This window comes from Parabacteroides sp. APC149_11_2_Y6, assembly GCF_054506995.1.
In genome coordinates, this window is sequence record NZ_CP173709.1 from 3,789,003 (window position 1) to 3,811,918 (window position 22,916).

General features: G+C 38.6%; 18 protein-coding genes. 12 read left to right on the plus strand and 6 right to left on the minus strand.

Annotated elements, in window-relative coordinates; genetic code table 11:
- Window positions 1-97: 97 nt before the first annotated feature.
- Window positions 98-874 carry an ABC transporter ATP-binding protein gene (locus ACGE0T_RS15760; protein ID WP_459187564.1) on the minus strand — a complete coding sequence of 259 codons (777 nt, stop codon included), beginning with the start codon at window positions 872-874 and terminating at the stop codon, window positions 98-100.
- 3 nt (window positions 875-877) lie between these two features.
- The gene (locus ACGE0T_RS15765; RefSeq protein ID WP_459187565.1) at window positions 878-1,624 is read right to left on the minus strand and encodes an MlaE family ABC transporter permease; all 747 of its coding nucleotides are present in this window, start codon (window positions 1,622-1,624) and stop codon (window positions 878-880) included.
- Window positions 1,625-2,118: 494 nt separating this feature from the next.
- On the opposite strand from ACGE0T_RS15765, the gene ACGE0T_RS15770 reads away from it, so the two are divergent.
- Window positions 2,119-3,747 carry a SusC/RagA family TonB-linked outer membrane protein gene (locus tag ACGE0T_RS15770; protein WP_459187566.1) on the plus strand — a complete coding sequence of 543 codons (1,629 nt, stop codon included), beginning with the start codon at window positions 2,119-2,121 and terminating at the stop codon, window positions 3,745-3,747.
- 48 nt (window positions 3,748-3,795) lie between these two features.
- Here ACGE0T_RS15770 and ACGE0T_RS15775 read toward each other — a convergent pair whose 3' ends face one another.
- Genes ACGE0T_RS15775 through ACGE0T_RS15785 form a run of 3 tightly spaced genes read right to left on the minus strand, consistent with a single transcriptional unit; the run spans window position 3,796 to window position 7,891 of the window.
- Window positions 3,796-4,482 (minus strand): DUF3823 domain-containing protein, encoded by a 687-nt coding sequence (locus ACGE0T_RS15775; protein WP_459187567.1) that lies wholly within the window; start codon window positions 4,480-4,482, stop codon window positions 3,796-3,798.
- 18 nt (window positions 4,483-4,500) lie between these two features.
- The gene (locus ACGE0T_RS15780; protein ID WP_459187568.1) at window positions 4,501-6,285 is read right to left on the minus strand and encodes a RagB/SusD family nutrient uptake outer membrane protein; all 1,785 of its coding nucleotides are present in this window, start codon (window positions 6,283-6,285) and stop codon (window positions 4,501-4,503) included.
- A gap of 10 nt (window positions 6,286-6,295) precedes the next feature.
- Window positions 6,296-7,891 carry a SusC/RagA family TonB-linked outer membrane protein gene (locus tag ACGE0T_RS15785; protein WP_459187569.1) on the minus strand — a complete coding sequence of 532 codons (1,596 nt, stop codon included), beginning with the start codon at window positions 7,889-7,891 and terminating at the stop codon, window positions 6,296-6,298.
- A 22-nt stretch (window positions 7,892-7,913) separates the two neighbouring features.
- On the opposite strand from ACGE0T_RS15785, the gene ACGE0T_RS15790 reads away from it, so the two are divergent.
- The 6 genes from ACGE0T_RS15790 to ACGE0T_RS15815 are packed head-to-tail and all read left to right on the plus strand — an operon-like array spanning window position 7,914 to window position 15,384.
- The gene (locus ACGE0T_RS15790) at window positions 7,914-9,863 is read left to right on the plus strand and encodes an SGNH/GDSL hydrolase family protein (RefSeq protein WP_459187570.1); all 1,950 of its coding nucleotides are present in this window, start codon (window positions 7,914-7,916) and stop codon (window positions 9,861-9,863) included.
- 9 nt (window positions 9,864-9,872) lie between these two features.
- Window positions 9,873-11,690 carry a carbamoyltransferase family protein gene (locus ACGE0T_RS15795; RefSeq protein WP_459187571.1) on the plus strand — a complete coding sequence of 606 codons (1,818 nt, stop codon included), beginning with the start codon at window positions 9,873-9,875 and terminating at the stop codon, window positions 11,688-11,690.
- 1 nt (window position 11,691) lies between these two features.
- Window positions 11,692-11,841 (plus strand): DUF5989 family protein, encoded by a 150-nt coding sequence (locus ACGE0T_RS15800; protein ID WP_459187572.1) that lies wholly within the window; start codon window positions 11,692-11,694, stop codon window positions 11,839-11,841.
- A gap of 11 nt (window positions 11,842-11,852) precedes the next feature.
- A complete protein-coding gene (locus ACGE0T_RS15805; protein ID WP_459187573.1) occupies window positions 11,853-12,086 on the plus strand; it encodes a hypothetical protein in 234 nt (77 codons plus the stop codon).
- Complete coding sequence (locus tag ACGE0T_RS15810) at window positions 12,080-13,837, plus strand: DUF6057 family protein (protein WP_459187574.1); 1,758 nt, start codon at window positions 12,080-12,082, stop codon at window positions 13,835-13,837. The genes ACGE0T_RS15805 and ACGE0T_RS15810 overlap by 7 nt, the downstream gene beginning before the upstream one ends.
- A gap of 14 nt (window positions 13,838-13,851) precedes the next feature.
- Window positions 13,852-15,384 carry a TolB family protein gene (locus ACGE0T_RS15815; protein WP_459187575.1) on the plus strand — a complete coding sequence of 511 codons (1,533 nt, stop codon included), beginning with the start codon at window positions 13,852-13,854 and terminating at the stop codon, window positions 15,382-15,384.
- On the opposite strand, the gene ACGE0T_RS15820 is transcribed toward ACGE0T_RS15815, so the two are convergent.
- Window positions 15,381-15,974 carry an HU family DNA-binding protein gene (locus ACGE0T_RS15820; protein ID WP_459187576.1) on the minus strand — a complete coding sequence of 198 codons (594 nt, stop codon included), beginning with the start codon at window positions 15,972-15,974 and terminating at the stop codon, window positions 15,381-15,383. The genes ACGE0T_RS15815 and ACGE0T_RS15820 overlap by 4 nt on opposite strands.
- Window positions 15,975-16,297: 323 nt before the next feature.
- Here ACGE0T_RS15820 and ACGE0T_RS15825 point away from each other — a divergent pair, with 323 nt between their 5' ends.
- The 5 genes from ACGE0T_RS15825 to ACGE0T_RS15845 all read left to right on the plus strand — a co-directional run bounded on the left by ACGE0T_RS15825 (window position 16,298) and on the right by ACGE0T_RS15845 (window position 22,877).
- Window positions 16,298-17,260: a tyrosine-type recombinase/integrase gene (locus ACGE0T_RS15825; protein WP_459187577.1), complete on the plus strand. Its 963-nt coding sequence runs from the start codon at window positions 16,298-16,300 to the stop codon at window positions 17,258-17,260.
- 322 nt (window positions 17,261-17,582) lie between these two features.
- Entirely contained in the window at window positions 17,583-18,161 is a 579-nt protein-coding gene (locus tag ACGE0T_RS15830) for a UpxY family transcription antiterminator (protein WP_459187578.1), read from the plus strand.
- Between the two features lie 27 nt (window positions 18,162-18,188).
- On the plus strand, window positions 18,189-20,630 hold the full coding sequence (locus ACGE0T_RS15835) for a polysaccharide biosynthesis/export family protein (RefSeq protein ID WP_459187579.1): 2,442 nt from the start codon (window positions 18,189-18,191) through the stop codon (window positions 20,628-20,630).
- Between the two features lie 10 nt (window positions 20,631-20,640).
- Window positions 20,641-21,768 carry a chain-length determining protein gene (locus ACGE0T_RS15840; RefSeq protein WP_459187580.1) on the plus strand — a complete coding sequence of 376 codons (1,128 nt, stop codon included), beginning with the start codon at window positions 20,641-20,643 and terminating at the stop codon, window positions 21,766-21,768.
- Window positions 21,769-21,776: 8 nt separating this feature from the next.
- Window positions 21,777-22,877: an MraY family glycosyltransferase gene (locus ACGE0T_RS15845; RefSeq protein WP_459187581.1), complete on the plus strand. Its 1,101-nt coding sequence runs from the start codon at window positions 21,777-21,779 to the stop codon at window positions 22,875-22,877.
- Window positions 22,878-22,916 lie beyond the last annotated feature (39 nt).

The following is a 22,916-nucleotide window of genomic DNA, read 5'->3' on the forward strand; positions in this document are numbered from 1 at the left end:
GTTTGGGAAACATACTCCAAATGCCCGATATTACCTTTATCTTTTTCATCTTAGTAGCATTTTTCCTTTACAGACTAAGCGGCACACGCTACAAATGCTATTTCTTATCATGCATCTCTCCCATCTCAACTTCTTTTACCTTACGGAATAAGTCTGAGGCAAAAATAAAGTCATTCAATGCCTGATTATTAGATGTGATTACTTCATCCTTCGTTCCCTGCCATTCCTTTACACCTTCTTTGATAAAGATAATATTCTCACCTATATTAATCACAGAGTTCATATCATGCGTATTAATAATCGTGGTCATATTATACTCTCTTGTAATATCATGAATCAAGTCATCAATCAGAAGAGAAGTTTTAGGGTCCAGACCAGAGTTTGGCTCATCACAGAAAAGATATTTCGGATTCAAAGCAATTGCCCGGGCAATTGCTGCACGTTTCATCATACCTCCACTAATTTCAGAAGGGAATAAATGTCCTGCCTCAGCCAGATTAACACGTTCCAGGCAGAATTGGGCACGCGCCAAACGTTCTTTCGTTGTTTTTTTAGAAAACATATCCAATGGAAACATTACATTTTCCAGGACCGTCATACTGTCAAACAACGCGGAGCCCTGGAACAACATACCCATTTCCCGGCGCAATATATTCAGGTCATGCTTCCCCATCGAGGTCAAATCCCGTCCATCATACAGTATTTCCCCGGAATCCGGACGCATCAAACCTATAATATTCTTAATCAAAACCGTTTTACCCGAGCCGCTTCGCCCGATAATGAGGTTTGTCTTTCCGGACTCGAACACAGCACTGATATCCTTCAATACGGTTCTTCCTTCAAAAGACTTTATTATATGTTTTACTTCTACCATTTTTTAAGTAAGCATTAACTGTGTCATAATCACGTCGGCAAGCAGAATCATAATACTGCTCATCACGACTGCATTCGTACTCGCTTTACCCACTTCCAACGCACCACCTTTCACATTATAACCGAAATAGGCTGCAATCGAAGAAATAATAAATGCGTATACAACCGATTTGATAATTGAGTACCAGATATAAAACTCATTAAAATAAAACTGCAAACCATACTCAAATGAATAAGGTGTCATACCTGTTCCTGTAGAATGGCTGGCACCGATACCTCCTAATATACCGGTAAACATACTGAAAATAACCAACACCGGAATAAAAACCATCAGGCCTACCATTTTAGGCAAAATCAGGAAGTTAGCAGAGTTAACCCCCATAATCTCCATTGCATCTATCTGCTCCGTTACCCGCATCGTTCCTATCTCGGAAGCAATGTTACTTCCTACTTTTCCGGCAAGGATCAAACACATGATAGAAGATGAAAATTCCAACAAAATAATTTCACGCGTAGTATATCCGATTGTGAATTTGGGAATCAAAGGAGAACTGATATTCAAAGAGATCTGGATGGCAATAACAGTACCGATAAAAACAGAGATTATGACCACAATCCAAAGCGAGTCTACCCCCAGCTTATAGATCTCTTTTATCAACTGCTTAAAGAACATGCTCCAACGGTTAGGAACAGTGATGCATTTTCCCATCAGCATGACGTACTCTCCAAAACTGTGTAATGCTTTATTCATTATTTATATATTACTATTCAAATTACAGCCTGCAAATATAACGCAAATCCGGGAACAAGTGTTCATTTATTCTTTGATAGTTCTGGTTCGAAATGAAATAATATATAGAGAAATCTCTATTTCCTTCCTATTAAACAACTATCCACTCTTTTACGGTAGTAGTCCAAATCAATTGAGTTAAATTCATATCAGATGATTTTATTTTTCAATTATTTGCATTTTATTTGCCAATATTGCTAAATATTTTTATTTTTGCAAAGATATTTTTAAACAAATCGCACAATATCACAAAAAGAGAGTAATTTATTTGTTAACTTTAAGACAAGCCATGAACAGTAGTTGAAAAAAGCCAGTGAGTGAAAAGTGTCTTTTCCTCCTAATTTCCTTTCAGTATTTAAATTGTTCTCTAAAAAGAGAACGCAGTGTGTAATCTAGTAATTTATTAATGTATGGAGAAACAGTTAATAGTCCCGAATTATAGATCGAGCAGGACTATGAAAATTGTGAAAATGACCGCATTGTTACTTCCTTTCAGCCTGACGCAAGTTATGGCATCCGATGTACAAACGGTCCCCACAGGAGTTTCAGCAAATCGCACAATGCTGGGACAAGTATCAGAACAAACGCCGTCATCCCCTGTGCCTCAACAAGCGACACGCCAAATCACAGGGACTATTTTAGATGAGACAGGCGAACCCATCATCGGTGCTAATGTTGTTCAAAAAGGCACAACAAATGGCACTATGACAGACTTAGACGGAGCATTCAGCTTAAATGTTCCAAACAATGCAACACTTGTTATTTCTTTTATCGGTTATAACAGCATGGAAGTAAATGTTGCCGGTAAATCTAAAATCACAGTTACGCTAAAAGAAGACACTCAAAAACTGGAAGAAGTCGTTGTGGTTGGTTACGGAACACAAAAGAAAGTAACTGTTACAGGTGCTGTTACAGCTATTGGTGCCGACGAAATCACACAGGCTCCGGTTGCGAATATCAGTAATGCCCTGGTAGGACGCCTTCCTGGTGTACGTGTCCAAAACACAGGTGGTATGCCGGGACAAGAATCCTCTGTAGATATTCGTGGTTTCGGTAAACCATTAATTCTGGTAGACGGCATTGAGCAACCGGGATTTCAGGTTGACCCGAACGAAATCGAAAGTATTTCCGTATTGAAAGATGCTGCTGCTGCAATTTATGGCGTGAAGGCTGGTAATGGTGTTGTATTAATCACCACTAAAAAAGGTTCCGCAGGAAAAGCAAAAATTACCTACAATGGTTCTGTAGGCTTTCAGAGCTTTACAAATTATCCTGACGTTGTAAATGCTGCCCAATATGCAGAACTAGTAGATGAAGATGCTATTAATCATGGCAACAGTCCTATTTACGGACCGGAAAAACTGGCACTTTTCCGTGAAGGCACACAAGATGGTTACAGAAGTTATAACTGGAAAGACATCCTGACTCGCAAAAATGCTCCTCAGACTCAACACAACATCAATATCAATGGTGGTAGTGAAGACATCAAATATTTCGCATCTGTCGGATATCTTGATCAGGAAGGTATTTATTCTACAAAAGACCTGAACTTCAGCCGCTATAACTTCCGTTCCAATATTTCTGCCAAAATTGCAAAATACTTAACTGCAGACGTACAATTAGGCGGGCACGTTGAAAATAAAATGTCACCATTCGACGAAGACACCTATATCATACATGGTATCACTCGTATGCTTCCGACATTTTCTCCATATGCAAATGATGAAGAAGGAGAGCATTATGGTTTGACCAACTTCCAAAATCCATTGGCACGTGCAGATGCAGACGTATCCGGATACCGGAAAGAAAAGAAAAAATTATTTAACGGATCATTCTCTTTGAAATACGATATGCCGTTTGTACCCGGTCTATCCGCCAAAGTAATGTTTTCTTATCTGACTAAAGTTGAAGAATATAAAAACTTCGCAAAAGAGTTTTATTTGTATTCGTATGATCAACCCAATAACAAATACGAAAAAGTATTTACAGGAAATTCACCATCCAATTTGTATCGCAAAGACTACACAAGCGAACAAAACTTACTTCAGTTCTCCTTGAACTCAGTCAACAAAAGTACAAAATAATATGATTCGAAGAGGGAGAATATAAATCCCCCCTCTCAAAAAAACAAATCAAGGAATTGTTACTTCAATTACTTTACTGTAATTATAATAGTTTCCCGGATTATTACCTAAAGCGCCTACTCTGAAATACAAAGTACTCCCACTCTTTAATTCAGTAAATTCAGCCTGCAATGTTGATGCAATAATCTGCTCATCAGTCATTCCAGACAAATCAATTTCCTCCTTTTTATCATTTGTATTCTTATCTACATAGGGTGTTTTTCCACAGTAGAATTCAACTGCTTTAATAGCATGCTTACCTGCTGATTGTGCAATATTTGCAGTCATTTTCACAGATGTTCCCATAGCAGTTGCATTCGCTGAAATACGAAGGAAAGGAATAACTTTTAATTCCAATGCAGTTGTACCGGAAATTTCCACTTCTACTTTATCCAGTGTTTCAAACGGTCCTTCTGCAACAATCTGATATTTACCGGGGAAGATAGCATTATTAGTAAACGTACCATCCTGCTTCGTGTAAAAATCATTTGGTTGATTTGACCATTGTCCATTATAAAATTCATAGACACGGATTCTGGAACCATTTTGATATTGGCAAGGCATATTCTCATTTGTTTCCGAATCCACTAAAGCCCCTGTTAAAGAGGCGGACGGTTTATCATAATTATCCAAACTACAAGCCTGGAATCCCACCAATCCGCAAAGGGCGACGGTTAAAAATAATATTTTTCGCATATATTTCTTTTTAAACAATTAGAAACCTGGGTTTTGAATCAATAAGTCGTTCTTGTTAACCTCCGGTATCGGTTGATAATAGTTTTTATCAAGGAATGTTTTCGGCAATTGCAACGTATTTGGACCTTTATCAAAAGTATATTTCTTAGTCTTATAGTCCAACCAGGGAATCAAAGCCGAGAAAGTTGTGTTATTCATTACTTTGGTTGCAGTTCTCCAACGTATCAGGTCCCAGAACCTCAAATTTTCAAATGCTAGCTCAACCTGGCGTTCATGCCGCACATCCTCAAGTGTAACAGCCGATTTTTGCTTGATTCCGGCACGTTTACGAACATCATTTATTTTAGGTAAAGCTAAATCTGCTTTCCCTAATTCGACAGCAGCCTCTGCATAATTCAACAAGGTTTCAGCATAGCGGAACACCATAAAATTCGTTTCCGAGCGATCTTGTTCAACACGATTTGCCGGGTCCATAAATTTTTTAATATAGAATCCGGTACGGCTACAGTCTCCCTGCATAACCAAACCATCTTTGCCACTGGTGGTCAGAGTTGGATCCTCCGGAAACTTATCTGCAAATGCCGTAGCTTCGATTTTCTTTCCCTCACTGTTAATTATACCACGTCTGATTTCAACAACACTATTCTGCCATGGGCAATTCGGATATAAAACAGAAGCAAAGAAACGCGGGTCTTTATTTTTAAAGATATCGTCTGCATTATCATAATAAATAGCTTTACCATTATTTTCTGTTTTCAACGTACCAGGAGTTCCGTCTACATATTCGTAAGCTTCTACCAATTCCAATGTCGGACTTGTGTTAGTACCCCAGTCTATCTTGAAAGAAGGAGCAGCCATAGCATAATCAAAATTATGTCCTTTATCCGGTACGGAATATGCTTTTACATAAATAGCCTCTTCATGTAATGTTTTATCAAGGAACAAGTTTTGATAATTCGTAGCTTTGTCGTCATTTTTTTCATATAAATCAAACTTCTTTGAGCCGATAATAATTTCCGATGCAGCAAATGATTTTTCAAAGAAATCATCAGCTTTATCTGCAGAAATGCCCACTAAACCATTCAACTGGACACTACCATATTTACTGATAGAACCGGCATACAACATGGCACGTGATTTCAGTGCGGCAGCAGCATATTTTGTTGCACGAAACTGATCGGTAGCCGGGTAGCTCTCCGGTAGATCTTTCATCGCTAAATCACATTCGTCACCGATAAAATTCCAGGTTTCTTCTTCTGTATTTCTCGGAATTTTCAGCTCTTCAATATTACCACCGGAATATTCCTGAACTTCTTTTAACAAAGGAACACCTCCGAAACGTTTAGCCAGACCGAAATAATAAAAAGCACGAATAAAATGAGCTTCCGCTTCATAACGCTTTTTTAAATCTTCCGATACACTGGAAGTCGGTAGTTTCTGGAAAAATTCATTTACAATGCGTATGTTTTTATAACTGGTTGACCAAAAATCTCCGGAGCCATCAAAATCACTCATAAAACTATCCGGAAAAGTTGGAGTATAAGGATGCCCCCATGAATAACTACGCATAGATTCATCTGTATAATGACCTAAAGTACCCCAGTTTAGCAACCATCCATGAGGTTCCACAAACATTTTTTCATACATCCCTGCCATATAAGCCTGGATGGCACTTTCATTTGCCCACACATCATCATCGGATATAACATCCAATGGCTTTCTATCCAGAAAATCGTTGATGCAGGACGAAAAAGCTAATAATCCGCTAACAGCTATTATTATTAAAGATTTTAAACCTTTCATATTCAATCAATTAAAAAGAAACATTAACACCTATATTCCAGATTCTCAACTGCGGATAGAGGATACGGTCACTACTTGGAGCTTCCGGATCGCCAAAAGGCAGATTATCGAAAGTCAGCAAGTTATTACCAGATACATATAACCGTAAGTTGCTGATGCCTACTTTACTCATCCATTTATTAGGGAACGTGTATCCAAATTCCAAGTTCTTTACACGCAAGTAGTAAGAACTAATACTATTGAACGAGGACATTCTGTTATTAGAAGTTTTCCCAGAGTTATAAGTTGATGGATATTTTCCTGGAATCCACTCAGAATCAGGATTGTAAGGGTCCGAACGATGCCATCTGTCCATAAAGCATTCCAAAGCACTGGAACCATTAAACAAAGCAGCTCCCATAATACCTGTCATATACGTATTGTAATTGGCTGCACCTTGCATTAAGACAGACAGGTCAAAGCCTTTCCATGAAGCAGACAGATCCAATCCAAAATAAATTTCCGGAGTATTACTACGGCTAATCGGCTGAAGGTCATATTCATTGATAACACCATCTCCATTGAAATCATCATACATCAAATCGCCAGGCATAAGTGTTGTGTTACCGGCTCCATCCTGAACAGCCCAAGTATTGATTTCATTTTGATTCTGGAACTGACCGACGCATTTGTAGCCGAATTCCATATTCTGCCATCTATCAGTTTTATTATTTCTCCAATTCGTATAAGAATTAATAGGATCAGCCTGCTCCACATGACGGTCTTTTACACGAGTGAACGACATGTTTCCTTTTACGGAATAAGTCCAGTCTCCGACTTTATTAGTATGCCCTAATACCAACTCAAAACCGCGATAATCATCGCTATTCAAGTTTTCCTGTGGAAAAGAAGCTCCAAAAGTATTAGGCAAAGAACCTGAACGATAAGCAATCAACCCGTCTCTTTTACGATAAAATACATCAAAGTTGACTTCCAACATACGGTTCCATAAAGAAGCATCAATACCCACATTCACAATTTTAGAAGTAAGCCAGGTATAATCCAGGTTTGCCAACCCTTTAGTAATCACACTGTTTATAACATCACTTCCAAAAATATAATTGGTTCCTCCCGGATAATTATATCCTGTAAGATACTGGAAAGGCTTAACTGTCGGATTACCATCTTTATCCAAAGCCTGGTCGTCCCCCATCACACCATACGATGCACGCAACTTCAAATTATCGAATATGGAAGTATTGTTTTTTACAAAAGCTTCTTCTGAAATACGCCAACCAACAGATACACTTGGGAAGAATCCCCAACGGTTATTTTTATGAAATTTGGCTGAACCGTCTTCCCTGAATGCAAACTCAAACAAATATTTACTCATGTAGTCGTAATTGATACGTCCGACGAAAGAAACATTCGCAAGTTCACTTTCCACCCCGTTATTTGTCTTGTTCTTGTCCATACCGGCATTAATCTGGTCCAAAGCATCAATCGCAAATTGACGGTAAGCTGAAATGTAATCATCCAGGTCCTCGCGCTGTTCATACAGGAACAAAGCCGAGATATTATGCTTATCCAAGAATGAACGGTTATAGTTCAAGGAGAACTCAGTCATCACAATTTACCGGATAAACACAATGAACAGAATAAAAACTCTATACTGGTTACTATTCAGCTTATTACTTCCTTTTGTTCTCTTACTTCTCATCGAAGCAGGGCTACGTTATATACATTACGGTACTAATCTGGATGATATTTTCCTAACAACACCGGATGGAAAGTATCTCTATATAAACAAAAATATAAGCAAGCGTTATTTCACAAGCTCTCAAGCAACCACTGGCAACATAGAGTTTTTCAAAAAGAAAAAAGACATAAATACAATTCGCATGTTTGTATTGGGAGAATCTGCCGCACTCGGTTTTCCCTATCCGAACAATATCTCTTTTCAACGAATGCTGAAATATGAATTGCAAAAAAACAATCCGCAGAAGAATATAGAAATAATAAACTTATCCTTAACAGCCATCAACTCATACACCTTCTACGATTTTGGGAAAGGACTGGCAGCATACGAACCGGATGCAATCCTCATTTACGGAGGACACAATGAATATTATGGAGCCCTGGGTGTCAGTTCAACCAATACATTTGGGAAAAATACAGCGATAGTACGTACAATTATTCGCTTACGGCAGACTAAACTCGTACAATTATTGGAAAACTTGAGTAATACCTTCAAAAAATCAGCGGATAATAAGACGGATAATTTAATGAAATATGTGGTAAAAGACCAACTCATAAAATACCAAAGTTCTACCTTCTATAAAGGCATTTATCAATTTGAGAGAAACATGCAAGACCTGTTAACTATCTTAAAAAAAAATAACATCCCCGTCTTCTGGTCTACGGTTGCAACCAACCTGAAAGACCAATATCCATTCAGAAGTTTGTTATCAGAAAAAACAGATTCTCTTTCTTTTTATAAACAGTTGGAGCTTGCCAGTACCAAACTGAGTTCCGGACAAACAAAAACAGCCGACTCAATCTTAGCAGGTCTTTATGACCAAGATCCTGCTAACGCCGATTGTGCCTATTTATGGGGAAAGGTAAAACTGGCCTTGGGAGAAAAAGAACAAGCCCTAACCCGCTTTAACGAGGCCAAACAAAAGGACGGATTAAGGTTTCGGGCTCCTGATGAAATCAATGAAGTAGTGGAATCATTATCCCGGCAGTTCAATAATGTCTATCAGGTAAATTCGGAAACTGATTTCCAACATGCATCAACAGACGGTATTCCCGGATATAAGTTACTATTGGAACATGTACATCCAACAATAGAAGGACACCGGTTAATCGCTAAAAGCTTTTTAAAAGAAATGGAAGTATCAGGTTTTTTCCGTTCTGGAAATATGAATAGTTACACTATATCGGATAGTAGTTTAACCTCCTTCCCCGCTTTAGCATTCGATTCATTGGTCGGTGTTTATTCTTGTGCCCGTTTAAAACAAGGATTTCCCTTTTATGAGAAAGGAATAGATACGTTTAAAATTGAAACACCTGTTGAAAAACTGTCTATGCAGTATGCTAAAGAAAAAAACTGGTATAAATCGATGGACGCTCTTTATCAATATGCTCTATCTGTCAAAAATTATCCATTAGCCCTGGACATAATGAAAGTTCGCATGTTAGATAATGAATATGACACACAGTTTCAAACCTCAGCCGGCGATCTATGCACAATCATACATAAATACGAAGACGCATTAGCCTATTATCAGAAAAGTTTCTTCCTGCAGAAAAGTTTCTCCGGAGCTAAAGAAATTATATCCACAGCTCTCCGTCTCGACAAACCGGAAATAGCCCTGCAATACATGGAATATGCTATTTCTCATAATGAAACAACGATGAACTTCAGAAAACTACAAGCATATTGCTCTGCAATTATCCAATATAAAAAGCAATTGAAAGAGATGCCATCTGCGGATATCTACCGGAAAATCGAACAGATTTACACGCGAATCGGCAACACGGAAGCAGCAGAACTATATCGAAACAAAATATTGCAAGAAGTAAGACAATCATAAGGAAACAAGATGTTTATATTAGGGATATCAGCATATTACCACGATTCGGCTGCCGCTTTGATAAAAAACGGAACAATCATAGCTGCAGCACAAGAAGAGCGTTTTTCCAGAAAGAAAAATGACGCATCTTTTCCTTGCCAGGCAATTCGTTATTGTTTGGAAGCAGCTTCCATTCCGCTATCATCCATTGATATTATTGTATTTTACGACAAACCATTCCTTAAGTTTGAACGTATATTGGAAACCTTCTACCGGCATGCCCCAAAAGGCGTCCTGCCCTTCTTGAAAGGTATCCCTGTCTGGATTAAAGAAAAAATGTTTTTCAAGAGGATGTTAAGGAAAGAATTGCATAAGCAGGGAGATTACAATGAACAACAGACCAGACTGCTTTTTACGGAACATCATTTAGCACATGCTGCGTCCGCTTTTTTTGCATCTCCATACAAAGAAGCGGCTATCCTGACAATTGACGGTGTTGGAGAATGGGCTACTTTATCTCTTGCCGCCGGATATGAAAATACAATCCGGATTATTAAAGAAATGCATTTCCCTGACTCTGTCGGCCTGTTCTATTCTGCTTTTACCTATTATCTCGGATTCCGGGTAAACTCCGGAGAATATAAATTAATGGGGTTAGCTCCTTACGGAGACCGGCAGTCAGAAACGACACTCCATTTTGTCCGGTTGATAAAAGACCGATTACTTTCCATTCATCCGGATGGTTCCATTACCCTGAATCTGAAATTTTTCAATTACCAGAAAGGGTTGACAATGGTGCAAAATAAAAAATGGGAAAAATTGTTCGGTTTTCCACGCCGGGAACCAGAAACAGCTTTAGGAGCGAACCATTGCAGCTTGGCATGTGCAGTTCAGATGATAACGGAAGAAATCCTGTTAAAACTAACAGCTGAAGCCCGCAAACAAACCCCATATTCATCCCTGTGCCTCGCCGGTGGAGTTGCCCTGAACTGTGTTGCTAATAGCAAAATAGTCAAATCCGGATTATTCGACAACCTATTTATCCAACCGGCCGCGGGAGATGCCGGAGGGGCTTTAGGGGCAGCCTTAGCCGCTTATTATATTTATGCTGGGAACGAACGAAAAAATCCGGCATTCGACTCTATGCAAGGAGCCCTTTTAGGACCGGAATACACAGACGAAGAAGTACACCGGATAGCAAAAGATAAAAATATACCGTTCCAGACCTTCGAGAATAGTGAACTGCTCTGTAACTATACAGCTAAAAGACTATCAGAAGGAAACTGTATCGGTTGGTTTCAGGGGAGAATGGAATTTGGTCCGAGAGCTTTAGGAAACCGCAGTATATTAGCAGACCCACGTTATCCGGAGATGCAACAACAAGTGAATGTAAAGATTAAATTCAGGGAAAGTTTTCGGCCTTTTGCCCCAGCCATATGTAAAGAAGATGCGGCATTGTATTTCGATAGTCCTACGGAATCGGATTATATGCTGCTCACCACGGATATTAAAGGCAATTATAAAAAAACACTTCCGGACAATTATACCCAATTATCCGTTATGGAAAAACTTAGTGTTCCCAAATCGGATTTTCCATCGATTACACACGTTGATTTTTCTTCGCGTTTACAGACCGTCGACCGTAAAACGAATCCGTTATTCTGGTCTCTTCTGACAACGTTTAAACAACAAACAGGATGTCCCATGCTAATCAATACCAGCTTCAATGTAAGAGGAGAACCGATAGTCTGTACCCCTGAAGATGCGCTCGATTGCTTCATCGCGACAGATATGAATTATTTAGTGATAGGTAATACGATTTTCGATAAAACACAATACAAAAGATAATATGGAATTTATAAAAGACTTATTCATGTTTTTCCGGGAAAGAAAAAAATGGTGGCTAATGCCATTGATTATTTTTCTATTGCTAATAGGTATGTTACTACTGGCTACCGGTAATACGGTTCTGGCTCCTTTCATTTATGCGTTATTTTAAAACGAACAAATATGCCTGTTATCCGACAAATAGCTCAACAGTTCCTTTCCATATGGAGTAAATTCGGAATGTTACTAAACCGGATTTGCTCACCACTCATATTAGGCACGGTCTATTTCCTGCTCCTAACCCCTGTGGCATTACTATACCGTTTGTTTACAGCCAGCAGGGAAAAAGACAACGCCACATCATTCACAGAACGTAATAAACGGTTTACTGCAAAAGACTTCGAGAATCCATGGTAAACAAAAGACATCCTATACAATCAGTATTCCTGAAATACGGATATGCAGCATTCTTCCTGTATATTGCTATTTTCCTCTGCTTTTTTTATAACTACCATCTGTTATACACTGAGCAATTACAAATATTCCAGTTTACAAACTTTTATTTCCTCACTCTGATAGAAAGACTGGGAGGACTGGCCAACTACATTGGTTCCTTTATTACACAGTTTTATATATTCAACCATGCGGCAGGTTTAATCATCGCCTCTTTGCTATTTCTTTTATTCTTTCTTCAAAAAAAAATAGAGATAGCATGGCACATAAAAAACGGAACTGTGTTTAGCTTGATTCTACCTGCACTCTTCACACTGTTTTTTATGGATATAAATGCACAGGCCGGAGGGTTACTTGCCACAATAATAGCCATGTTATTTGTTTGGTTGACGGCCTTATTGCCGGATAAATGGTATAAGTACCTGATAACATTGTTTTTTATGCCAATCCTGTACGCCATTACCGGTGGAGGATTGATAACCTATACTCTCCTACTATTGGCGGGTCATTTGCTACAAGAAAAGAAAAACATTCCATATATATCCGTGCTTCTCCTTTTTTCTCTCGTGCTTCCATTGGTTGTCCGACAGTATTTCATCCCATTACCCTGGAATCATACATGGATTGGTACAGCTTTTTATAAAGGGAATACGATTCCGGACTTACTTTGGTGGCTCCTTTTCACTCCTGCAATACTCCTTTTATTAACTAAAAGTACCGGAAAACTCCTTTCCGGTATAAAATACCCGGAAAAGACCGGAAGCCTTCTCTTTATTGGTATTTTCATCGGCACAATCGTAGCTTTACAATATAATAAAAACCAGCGGGAAGAAACCATCTACAGGCTGGACCATCTTCTGAAAAAGCAAGATTGGCAACAAATAGTACAAATAGCAGAAAAACAACCGTTTCATAATCAGGTATTTGTATCTTATGTAAATATAGCTTTACTAAACCAAGGATTATTACCGGACAAAATGATGAACTTCTCCCAACGTCCGGAAGTCAACGAATTTTGGACATCCAGTTATCTCCCGATGTTCCTTACAGGTGAATCCTACTACCATTTAGACATGTATAACGCCGCACGCGCTTATCTGTTTATGGCAAATACACAATCCCCATTATCTGCCTCTCCTTTCATCTACCTGCGACTGGCTGAATTGGAAACTGTCCGTGGAAATGCCAAGGCCGGCATGAAATATGTACAAGTTTTGAAACAGACCTTATTTTATAGGGAACAAGCTGAAAAAATGGAACAGGCGATACAGGGCAGCAACTATCGGCAAGAGATACAATCAAAAATTGACCGGTATACGGAAAATGATTCTTTCCTTGCCAAAGAAATGCTTTATAATGTAACTTGCAAACATAAGGAAGACCCTTACAACCGGAAAGTCTTCGACTTTTTATTAGCCAAATATATATTGGCCAATGACTATAAAAATTTCCTGCATTGCATAGCCGGATTACCATATAGCATTGGCAATGATATACCCCGTTTATATCAGGAGTTTTTACTAATGTATGCCTATATGCTCGGCGACAACACATTAATAAAAAAGTGGGGGATACAGCAGGCCGTAGTAACAGACTTCTACAAATATCTGCAAATCAACCAATCCGGACAATCCGAACAAAAAATAAAGGAAGAACTGAAAAAGACTTTCGGACATTCCTACTGGTTCTATATGCAACATAAAAATGACTTCTAACAAATAATAATATAATGAGACACATCATACATACCGGCAAATGGATTTTAATACTGTTTTTAGGAGCTATTCTATCCAGCGGATGCAACCAGGCACCTTCCGGAGCTATCCAGCAAAATGAATTACCCTCTATCTACCCCGATTATATGGAAGCGACTATCCCTGTCAATATTGCTCCCCTTAATTTCCGAATACTGCCGGAAGGAAACAACCATGTTGTATTCTCGACCAAAGGCTATCAATTCACGATATCCGGATCTGATTATATCGATATACCTGAAAAAAAATGGAAACAGCTCTTGGGAGCTGCAAAAGGAGACTCTATTACCGTATCTGTTTATAACCGGGAAAATGGCCATTGGCTAAAATACAAATCCTTCCATTGGTATGTCCCAACTGACTCTATCGACAATTATTTGGTATACCGCCTGATTGAACCGACTTATGCCAACTGGAATCAAATGGGGATTTATCAACGGAACCTGTCTTCCTTTTCTGAAACAGAAATTATCTCTAATGATAAAACAGGGCACAACTGTATGAACTGTCATTCTTTCAACCAAAGAGATCCTCATCAAATGGTCTTGCATATGCGCAAAACAAATCCCGGAACCCTCTTAATCAAAGATGGAAAAATCACAAAGTTGGATACTCAGACCCAATATACCATTTCAAACTTCGTTTATCCATATTGGCATCCGTCTGGAAATGATATCGCATTTTCCACAAATAATACCCAAATGTCTTTTTTTGAAGCAAATGACAAATTAATAGAAGTATACGACTTATATTCGGATATCGTTTTATACAACATCGATAAGAACGAAGTTTATACCAGTCCTTTGCTATCAGCCAAAGACCAGTTGGAAAACTTCCCGGTCTTCTCACCCGATGGAAAAACACTCTATTTTTGTTCATGTCCGCGCGTAGATAGTTTACCCCAAAACTTCGAGCAAGTAAAATATCAATTGTGCAGTATAGGTTTTGATGCTGACAACCGGACTTTTTCCCCACAAGTTGACACACTCGTCAATCTGACACAAAAAGGGAAAGGAGTATCATTACCCAGCATATCCCCTAACGGGCAATATATCCTTTGCAGCGTGGCTTCCAGTGGTTGCTTCCTGAGTTGGGATAAAAATTCCGACCTTTTCTTATATGATACTCATTCAAAGGAGTTGCGTTTGGCAGAAGCATTAAATACGGATCAATCCGAAAGTTATACCAGTTGGTCCTCCAACAGCCGATGGATCATATTCAGCAGCCGCAGGCTGGATGGTGTATATAACCGCCCTTATATCGCCTATATCAATGAAAAGGGAGAAATAGGTAAACCTTTTATTCTCCCTCAAAAGCATCCGGACTTTTATCAATATTTATTTAAGGCCTATAATCTGCCTCAATTAGTATCAGGAAAAGTAACCATCAATCCGCACGAAATTGCAGAAACGGTAAAATCACCCAACAGCCAATCCGTTAAATTTCGCCAAGGGGAACATCAACCCGCTGTTACGGAAAAAACAGCTGCAAAAAGCGAAGTAAATTAATAAGGACGGATATACATCGTTTGTTTTCCGTTGCCTGTCTCCACTAATTTGCCATCCTTCACCAGCTCCTGAAGGTCTTTCAAGGCAAGGTAACGGCTGCAATTATTTAGCTTCATGCAGATTGTGCTATTAATACTTAAATGTTTACGTACATACTCACGGATATTCTTTTTACGGGCCAACAGGTCCGGAACTTCTTTCTTTTCCCGTTTGGCAACTTCAAGGTCTGCCTCCCTTACCTGTTTTTTTAAGGATGTAGCACATCTGAATGCCACTCCGTCGACACGTGCTTCCAGTTTTTCCCTGCCTTTATCATCGCGCACAACTGTAGTTTTCAATGTCGGGGAAAAATGCCCCAGCCCTTCCAGGTCGACAATTTTTCCTTCTTCCAACTGAAGTCCTACCCAAAAATTTAAGGCTTCCAAAATACCTTTTACATCCGCCGACGAAAAACTGCTGGATGAAGATATGAACTTACACATCATCTCCATATTTACTGTCCCTTGCGGAACCACACGCGCATGCAACAAGCCTTTATCTTCCTTTCCGTCCGGAACAGGAGTTTTATACCAACCGATTTTTATACTCATACCTATCTTTTTAAAATTCGACCCTTATTTTTCGGGAAAAGTACCTTATGAAATATTCTTTTGATAGTTATAAAAAGAAAATATAATAGATGTCATTAATAAAATGAACAATTATCATTTTTATTTTCAACATCTGTCAAAATAATATTTCATAGAATGCAAATATATAAAAGATGCCGTCGAAATATACATTTAAAGCCGTGTTTTTTTTCAAATCCATCCATTTTGTAAAATTAGGGAAGATTTATAGCCCTTAAAGTTATAAATGTGTTCTATTTATGCATTATCTGAAAGATTAAAAACTTAATACAAGAATATAGAGTATGAAGAAAAACGGATTTACGGTATGTGCAAATAACTACATTGAAGATTTGCGAAAAGAAGGGCGTTTCGCCACAGCACATGTTTATAAAAATGCCCTCCGCTCCTTTACCCTGTTTTGCGGAACTCCGGGAGTATCATTCAAACAAGTCACCCGTGAGAATCTAAAACGCTATAACGATTATCTCGTGACTTGCCAGTTAAAACTAAACACAGTCTCAACCTATATGCGTATGTTGCGGTGTATTTATAACCGGGGTGTAGACGCCGGTCGGGCACCTTATGTATACAGGCTGTTTCATGACGTTTTTACAGGCATCGATACCCGCCAGAAAAAAGCGATCCCCGTCAGCGAATTGCATACATTATTATATAAGGACCCCCAATCCGATAAATTACGCCGTACACAGGCAATCGCCAATCTATTGTTTCAATTCTGCGGCATGCCTTTTACAGACCTTGTCCATCTGGAAAAATCGAACCTGGAACAAGGGCTGTTAAAATACAACCGTATCAAAACAGGAACACCTATGAGTTTGGAAATATTAGACACTGCAACCGGCTTTATATCCACCCTGCGTAACAATCATCCACAACTCCATCCCGATTACCCTGATTATCTTTTTCATATATTAAGCGGAAAAAATAAACGGAAAGAAGAAGGTTCCTACATAGAATACCAATCAGCCCTGCGCCGGTTCAACAATCAATTAAAAAGTTTGAGTAAACGGTTAAAACTACGCTCGCCTGTTACCTCCTATTCACTCCGGCATTCCTGGGCAACGATAGCGAAATACAGGAATGTCCCGATAGAAATGATTAGCGAGTCATTAGGGCATAAGTCAATCAAAACAACGCAAATTTATCTAAAAAGTTTCGAGTTGGAAAAACGAACAAAAGTGAATAAATTGAATTTTTCTTATGTAAAGAATTATGGAGAAAAACAAGCGCAAATATCTTTATAACTAAATAATTACCATTACTGTTACTTCTTAGGTAACGGATAATAAATCGGTGCGAAGATAGACAAAAATTTCAACAATAAAAAAGAAAATTCACTTTTCTAACTACAATAGAAAACATAAGAGTGGCTGAACATGAAAAATTCTTATTTCATGCTCTATAATTTTTATATCCCATAAGTAAAAAACTTTTATCCTAAATGCCGGACGAGATTCTTCCAACGTAATATTTTCCAGCACTTATCTCCTTTTCTCTTTTATAAGTCCACAAAAACACAACATCCGTTACCTAAGAAGTAACAGATATTTGTGGAATAACAGACCTATGATTTTACAGCGAAGTGAATCAACAAATGCCGGGACCGATTACGGGACAGGGGAAGGCGTAGCACACCCTAAACGCTGGTATGTAGCATTTGTCAAAATGCACCATGAGAAGAAGGTTGCCGGATATCTGGCCAAAATGGGAATCGAGTGTTTTGTTCCCATCCAACAACAAATACACCAATGGAGTGACCGGAAAAAACGGGTAGATTGTGTGCTGCTTCCTATGATGGTTTTTATCCATGCCGATCCTAAAGAACGCATGGAAGCCTTAACCCTCTCCTCTATATTCCGCTACATGGTTCTACGTGGTGAAAATACACCGGCAATCATTCCCGACGAACAAATGGACCGCTTCCGTTTTATGCTCGATTACTCGGAAGAGACTGTCAGCATAAACAGTTATCCCCTGGTACGGGGAGAACAGGTTCGTGTAATCAAAGGCCCATTGACCGGACTTACCGGGGAACTTGTTACGATGGATGGAAAAAGTAAAATTGCCGTCCGGCTTAATATCCTGGGATGTGCCTGTGTAGACATGCCTGCGGGATATGTAGAGCCGGTTAACGAAAAACTCTGATTTACTGAAATATTTGATTTATAAACGATGATACAAAGATTTTTTAGTTTTCTTCTGTTTATGCTGATTTTAGGCAGTTGCCCGTTGAAGGCACAGACCATTAGCGACGAACAAGTTCTATTATACGTAAAAGAAGGCATCAAACAGGGTAAAGACCAAAAACAGTTGACTACCGAACTTGCCAAGAAAGGGGTTACCCAAGAACAAGCCATGCGGGTGAAGCAACTCTATGAACGGCAGAAGAATGCGAATACTTCAAAGACAAGTGGCACAGATACTAACCAATCGAGAAAACGCAGCAAGGTAGAGACGGATATGGAAATGGATATAGATGCCGAGACTGATTCCATATTCGAGGAACAAGATAAACTTTTACTTGCATATCAGGATTCTATTCGTGAGAATCAAGTATTCGGACGGAATATTTTCAATACTAAAAATCTGACATTCGAGCCCAGCCTTAGCATAGCAACTCCCCCAAACTACCGCCTGGGGCCGGGAGATGAAGTTATTATCGACATTTGGGGGGCAAGCCAGAATACCATACGGGAAGAAATTTCCCCCGACGGGACTATTAACATACAAAAAATAGGTCCGGTATCCCTTAACGGGCTAACTGTATCCGAAGCAAATGAATATCTAAAAAATGCTTTAAACAAAATATACAACGGACTTAGCGACACTTCCGACCCTAGTTCGGATATCCGCCTGACCTTAGGAAATATCCGCACCATTCAAATCAATGTAATGGGCGAAGTTGTCCAACCGGGGACATATGCTCTTTCCGCTTTTTCCACTGTTTTTCATGCGCTCTACCGTGCAGGAGGCGTAAGCGAAATCGGTAGCCTGAGAAATGTACAATTGGTAAGGAATGGAAAAAACATTGCTAATGTGGATGTATATGATTTCATTATGAAAGGGAATACTCAAGACGATATTCGTTTGCAGGAAGGAGATGTGGTGATTGTCCCGGCTTATGAAGCGTTGGTAAAAATAAAGGGGAAAGTAAAACGCCCAATGCGTTACGAAATGAAAAAGGACGAATCTTTATCCACCCTTATACAATATGCCGGAGGGTTTGATGCGGATTCTTATACAGGTTCCCTATGTATCATACGCCAGAACGGTATGGAATATGAAGTTAATACAGTTAAAGCGCCGGATTACGGGAACTATGCGATGAAGAACGGAGATGTTGTAACTGCCGAGGCGATTCTTAACCGTTTTACGAATAAACTGGAGATACGCGGCGCGGTTTACCGTCCGGGAATTTACCAATTAAGCGAATCACTGAATACGGTCCGTGCTTTGATAGACGAAGCAAAAGGATTAACAGGTGATGCATTCCTTAACCGGGCTGTTCTCTATCGCCAACGTGAAAATCTCACGACTGAAGTTCTTCCTATCGACCTGAAAACGGTCATAAACGGAACATCACCGGATATCGCATTGATGAAAAACGACAGTCTCCATATCTCCAGCATTCACGATCTGGAAGATTGGGGAAACGTGACCATTCATGGTGAAGTTGCAAATCCGGAATCATATCCTTATGCAGATAATATGACGCTCGAAGACCTTATTATACAAGCAGGAGGTTTACTGGAAGCGGCATCTACCGTTCGTGTAGACATATCAAGAAGAATCAAAAATCCGCAAAGTACAACCAGTGACAAAACGATCGGACAGATGTTCACTTTTTCACTGAAAGACGGATTAATTATAGATGGTCAACCCGGATTCATTCTCCAACCTTATGATGAAGTACATGTACGCCGTAGCCCGGGTTATCAACCCCAACAGAACGTAATCGTGGAAGGTGAAATTCTTTTTGGCGGAACCTATGCCTTAACCAGCCGGGAAGAACGGATTTCCGATTTAGTAAAAAAGGCGGGTGGAGCAACAAATTATGCTTATTTACGCGGAGCTAAATTATCACGTATTGCCAACAGCGGTGAAAAGAAACGAATGGAAAATGTCATCCAGCTAATGAGAAGGCAATTGGGAGAAGCCATGATGGACTCTCTCGGTATCCAAGTTGAAGATACGATTACTGTGGGTATCGATTTAGAAAGAGCTTTAGCACGCCCGGGAAGTACGGCAGACATCGTACTGCGCGAAGGCGATATCATATCTATCCCTAAATATAGTAATACCGTTGCTATCGATGGTGCAGTGATGGTTCCAAACACCGTTTCCTTTATGGAAGGTGAAAATATCGACTACTACATCAACCAGGCAGGAGGCTATGCAGACAATGCCAAAAAAGGCAAGAAATTCATTGTTTATATGAATGGACAAGTCACAAGAGTTAAAGGAAATGGCAAAAAACAGATCGAACCGGGATGTGAAATTATTGTTCCCAACAAATCGAAGAAAAGAACGAATATTAATGAGATACTTGGATTTGCATCTTCATTTAGTTCATTAGGGATGATGATTGCTTCGATTGCGAATTTGATAAAATAACAGACTCATTATGACTAAAATAGAATCTAAACACATATCCGTATGTGAATCAAATAAATCCGCAAACGATAAATTAACGATTGAAGATATAGTTGACAGGATCTTTAATATTCGCAAAACACTATACAAAGCAGCAGGGATAGGAATAGCTATCGGTATCATTGTCGGATTAAGTATTCCTAAGCAATATACAGCCATAGTGACCCTTTCACCTGAGATGGGAAATAGTCAAGGCAATAATGGATTAGCAGGATTAGCAGCATCCTTTTTAGGAAACGGAATGGCTACCGGAAATTCTACTGATGCATTAAATGCTTCTCTTTCTGCAGATATAATATCTTCAACTCCTTTCCTTATAGACCTTTCTGATGTAAATGTTATTACAACTAAAAGAAAAAATTATACATTAGATGTTTATCTAAACGAACAATCCATTCCTTGGTGGAATTACGGAATGAATATTCCGGGGATAGTCATCAGTAAGCTAAGAAGCATATTTAGCAATGGAAGTAAAGACTCTACAATCAATGATATAAAGCAAAGTACCATAGAGTTAAGCCCTGAAAAATATAGAACATTACAATTACTTAAAAAGAGTATTATAGTTTCTATCGATAAAAAAACATCTATAACCAGTATTTCAGTAACCCTTCAAGACCCCAAAGTTGCAGCTATTTCCGCCAACTACGTGGCAAACAATTTACAAGAATACATTTCCAATTATCGTACATCTAAAGCAAAAGAAGATTATATTTATTTGGAAAAAATGTATAAAGAATATCAACAGGAATATTACATATCACAAAAAAAATATGCTGACTATATAGACTCCAATGATAATGTCATATTACAAACAGTACTAACCGAACAAGAACGACTACAGAATGACATGAACTTAGCATATCAAGTTTATAGCCAAATCACAAGCCAGTTACAAATTGCAAAAGCAAAAATACAAGAAGAAAAACCTGTTTTTGCCATAGTGGAACCTGCAGTTGTTCCTATATATTCCTCCAGTATCGGTTTAAAAACATATATTTTATCGTTTATGTTCTTAGCTATATTTTGTACTGCAAGTTGGATATTAATCATAGAAAATATTTGGAGCAGTTTAAAAAATAAAATGAGAAGCAAATGATTATATATATGAACACGATATTTATCATTATATCCTTTACACTCTCTGCTCTTTTAGCCCGATTTATTATACCTCGCATACTAATGATCTCATTCCGTAAAAAATTATTTGATATACCTGATGAGCGCAAAATCCACCAACGAGCTATCCCTCGTTTAGGAGGTGTTGCATTCTTTCCTACAATATTATTTTCTTGTTGTATGGTTTCTGCACTCCGAACTTTAACTGGCTACAATATTCCGGCTATACAAACTCAGTATATTTTACCTGAAAGTTTGTTGTTGGTTTGCGGTATGGTTCTTTTGTATCTGGCAGGTATTGCAGATGACCTCATGGGAGTTCGTTATCGCCAAAAATTTATCATCCAAATTATTTGCGGTTGTTTTTTCCCTCTTGCCGGTCTTTGGATAAATAACTTTTATGGATTATTTGGCATTAATGAGATTCCCAATTGGATTGGCATACCTTTTACGATATTGATTGTTGTTTTCATAACCAATGCCATCAACTTAATAGATGGCATTGATGGTCTTGCTTCCGGACTCAGCAGCCTTGCTTTACTCTTTTTCGGTTTTTTATTTATTCTGAAAGAACTTTGGATATATGGTATGCTTGCTTTTGCCTCTTTGGGTGTTCTTATTCCATTCTTTTATTACAACGTATTTGGTAGTGAAGAACGTGCTAGAAAGATATTTATGGGAGACACAGGCAGCCTGACATTAGGTTATATATTATCTTTTCTTACTATAAAATATAGTCAATATAATTTGAATGTTACACCCTATACAGAAGGAGCATTTATTATTGCACTTAGTCCACTCATCATTCCTATATTTGATGTAATCAGAGTTATTTTCCTACGTATTAGAATAGGCAAAAATCCTTTCGAGCCAGACAAGAACCACATACACCACAAATTTTTAGCAATGGGATTTACTGCAAGAAATTCAATGATAATAATATTACTAATATCCTGCGGATTTAATCTCATCAATAATTTACTAATTCCATATACAAATAACACACTCATACTTATTGGGAATATCACAATATGGATTGGGATAAATCTATGGTGGGATAAAATAATAAAAAACAAGATACTTAATTAAATATTTATCACATACAAGTAGAACAAATTATAGCGAATT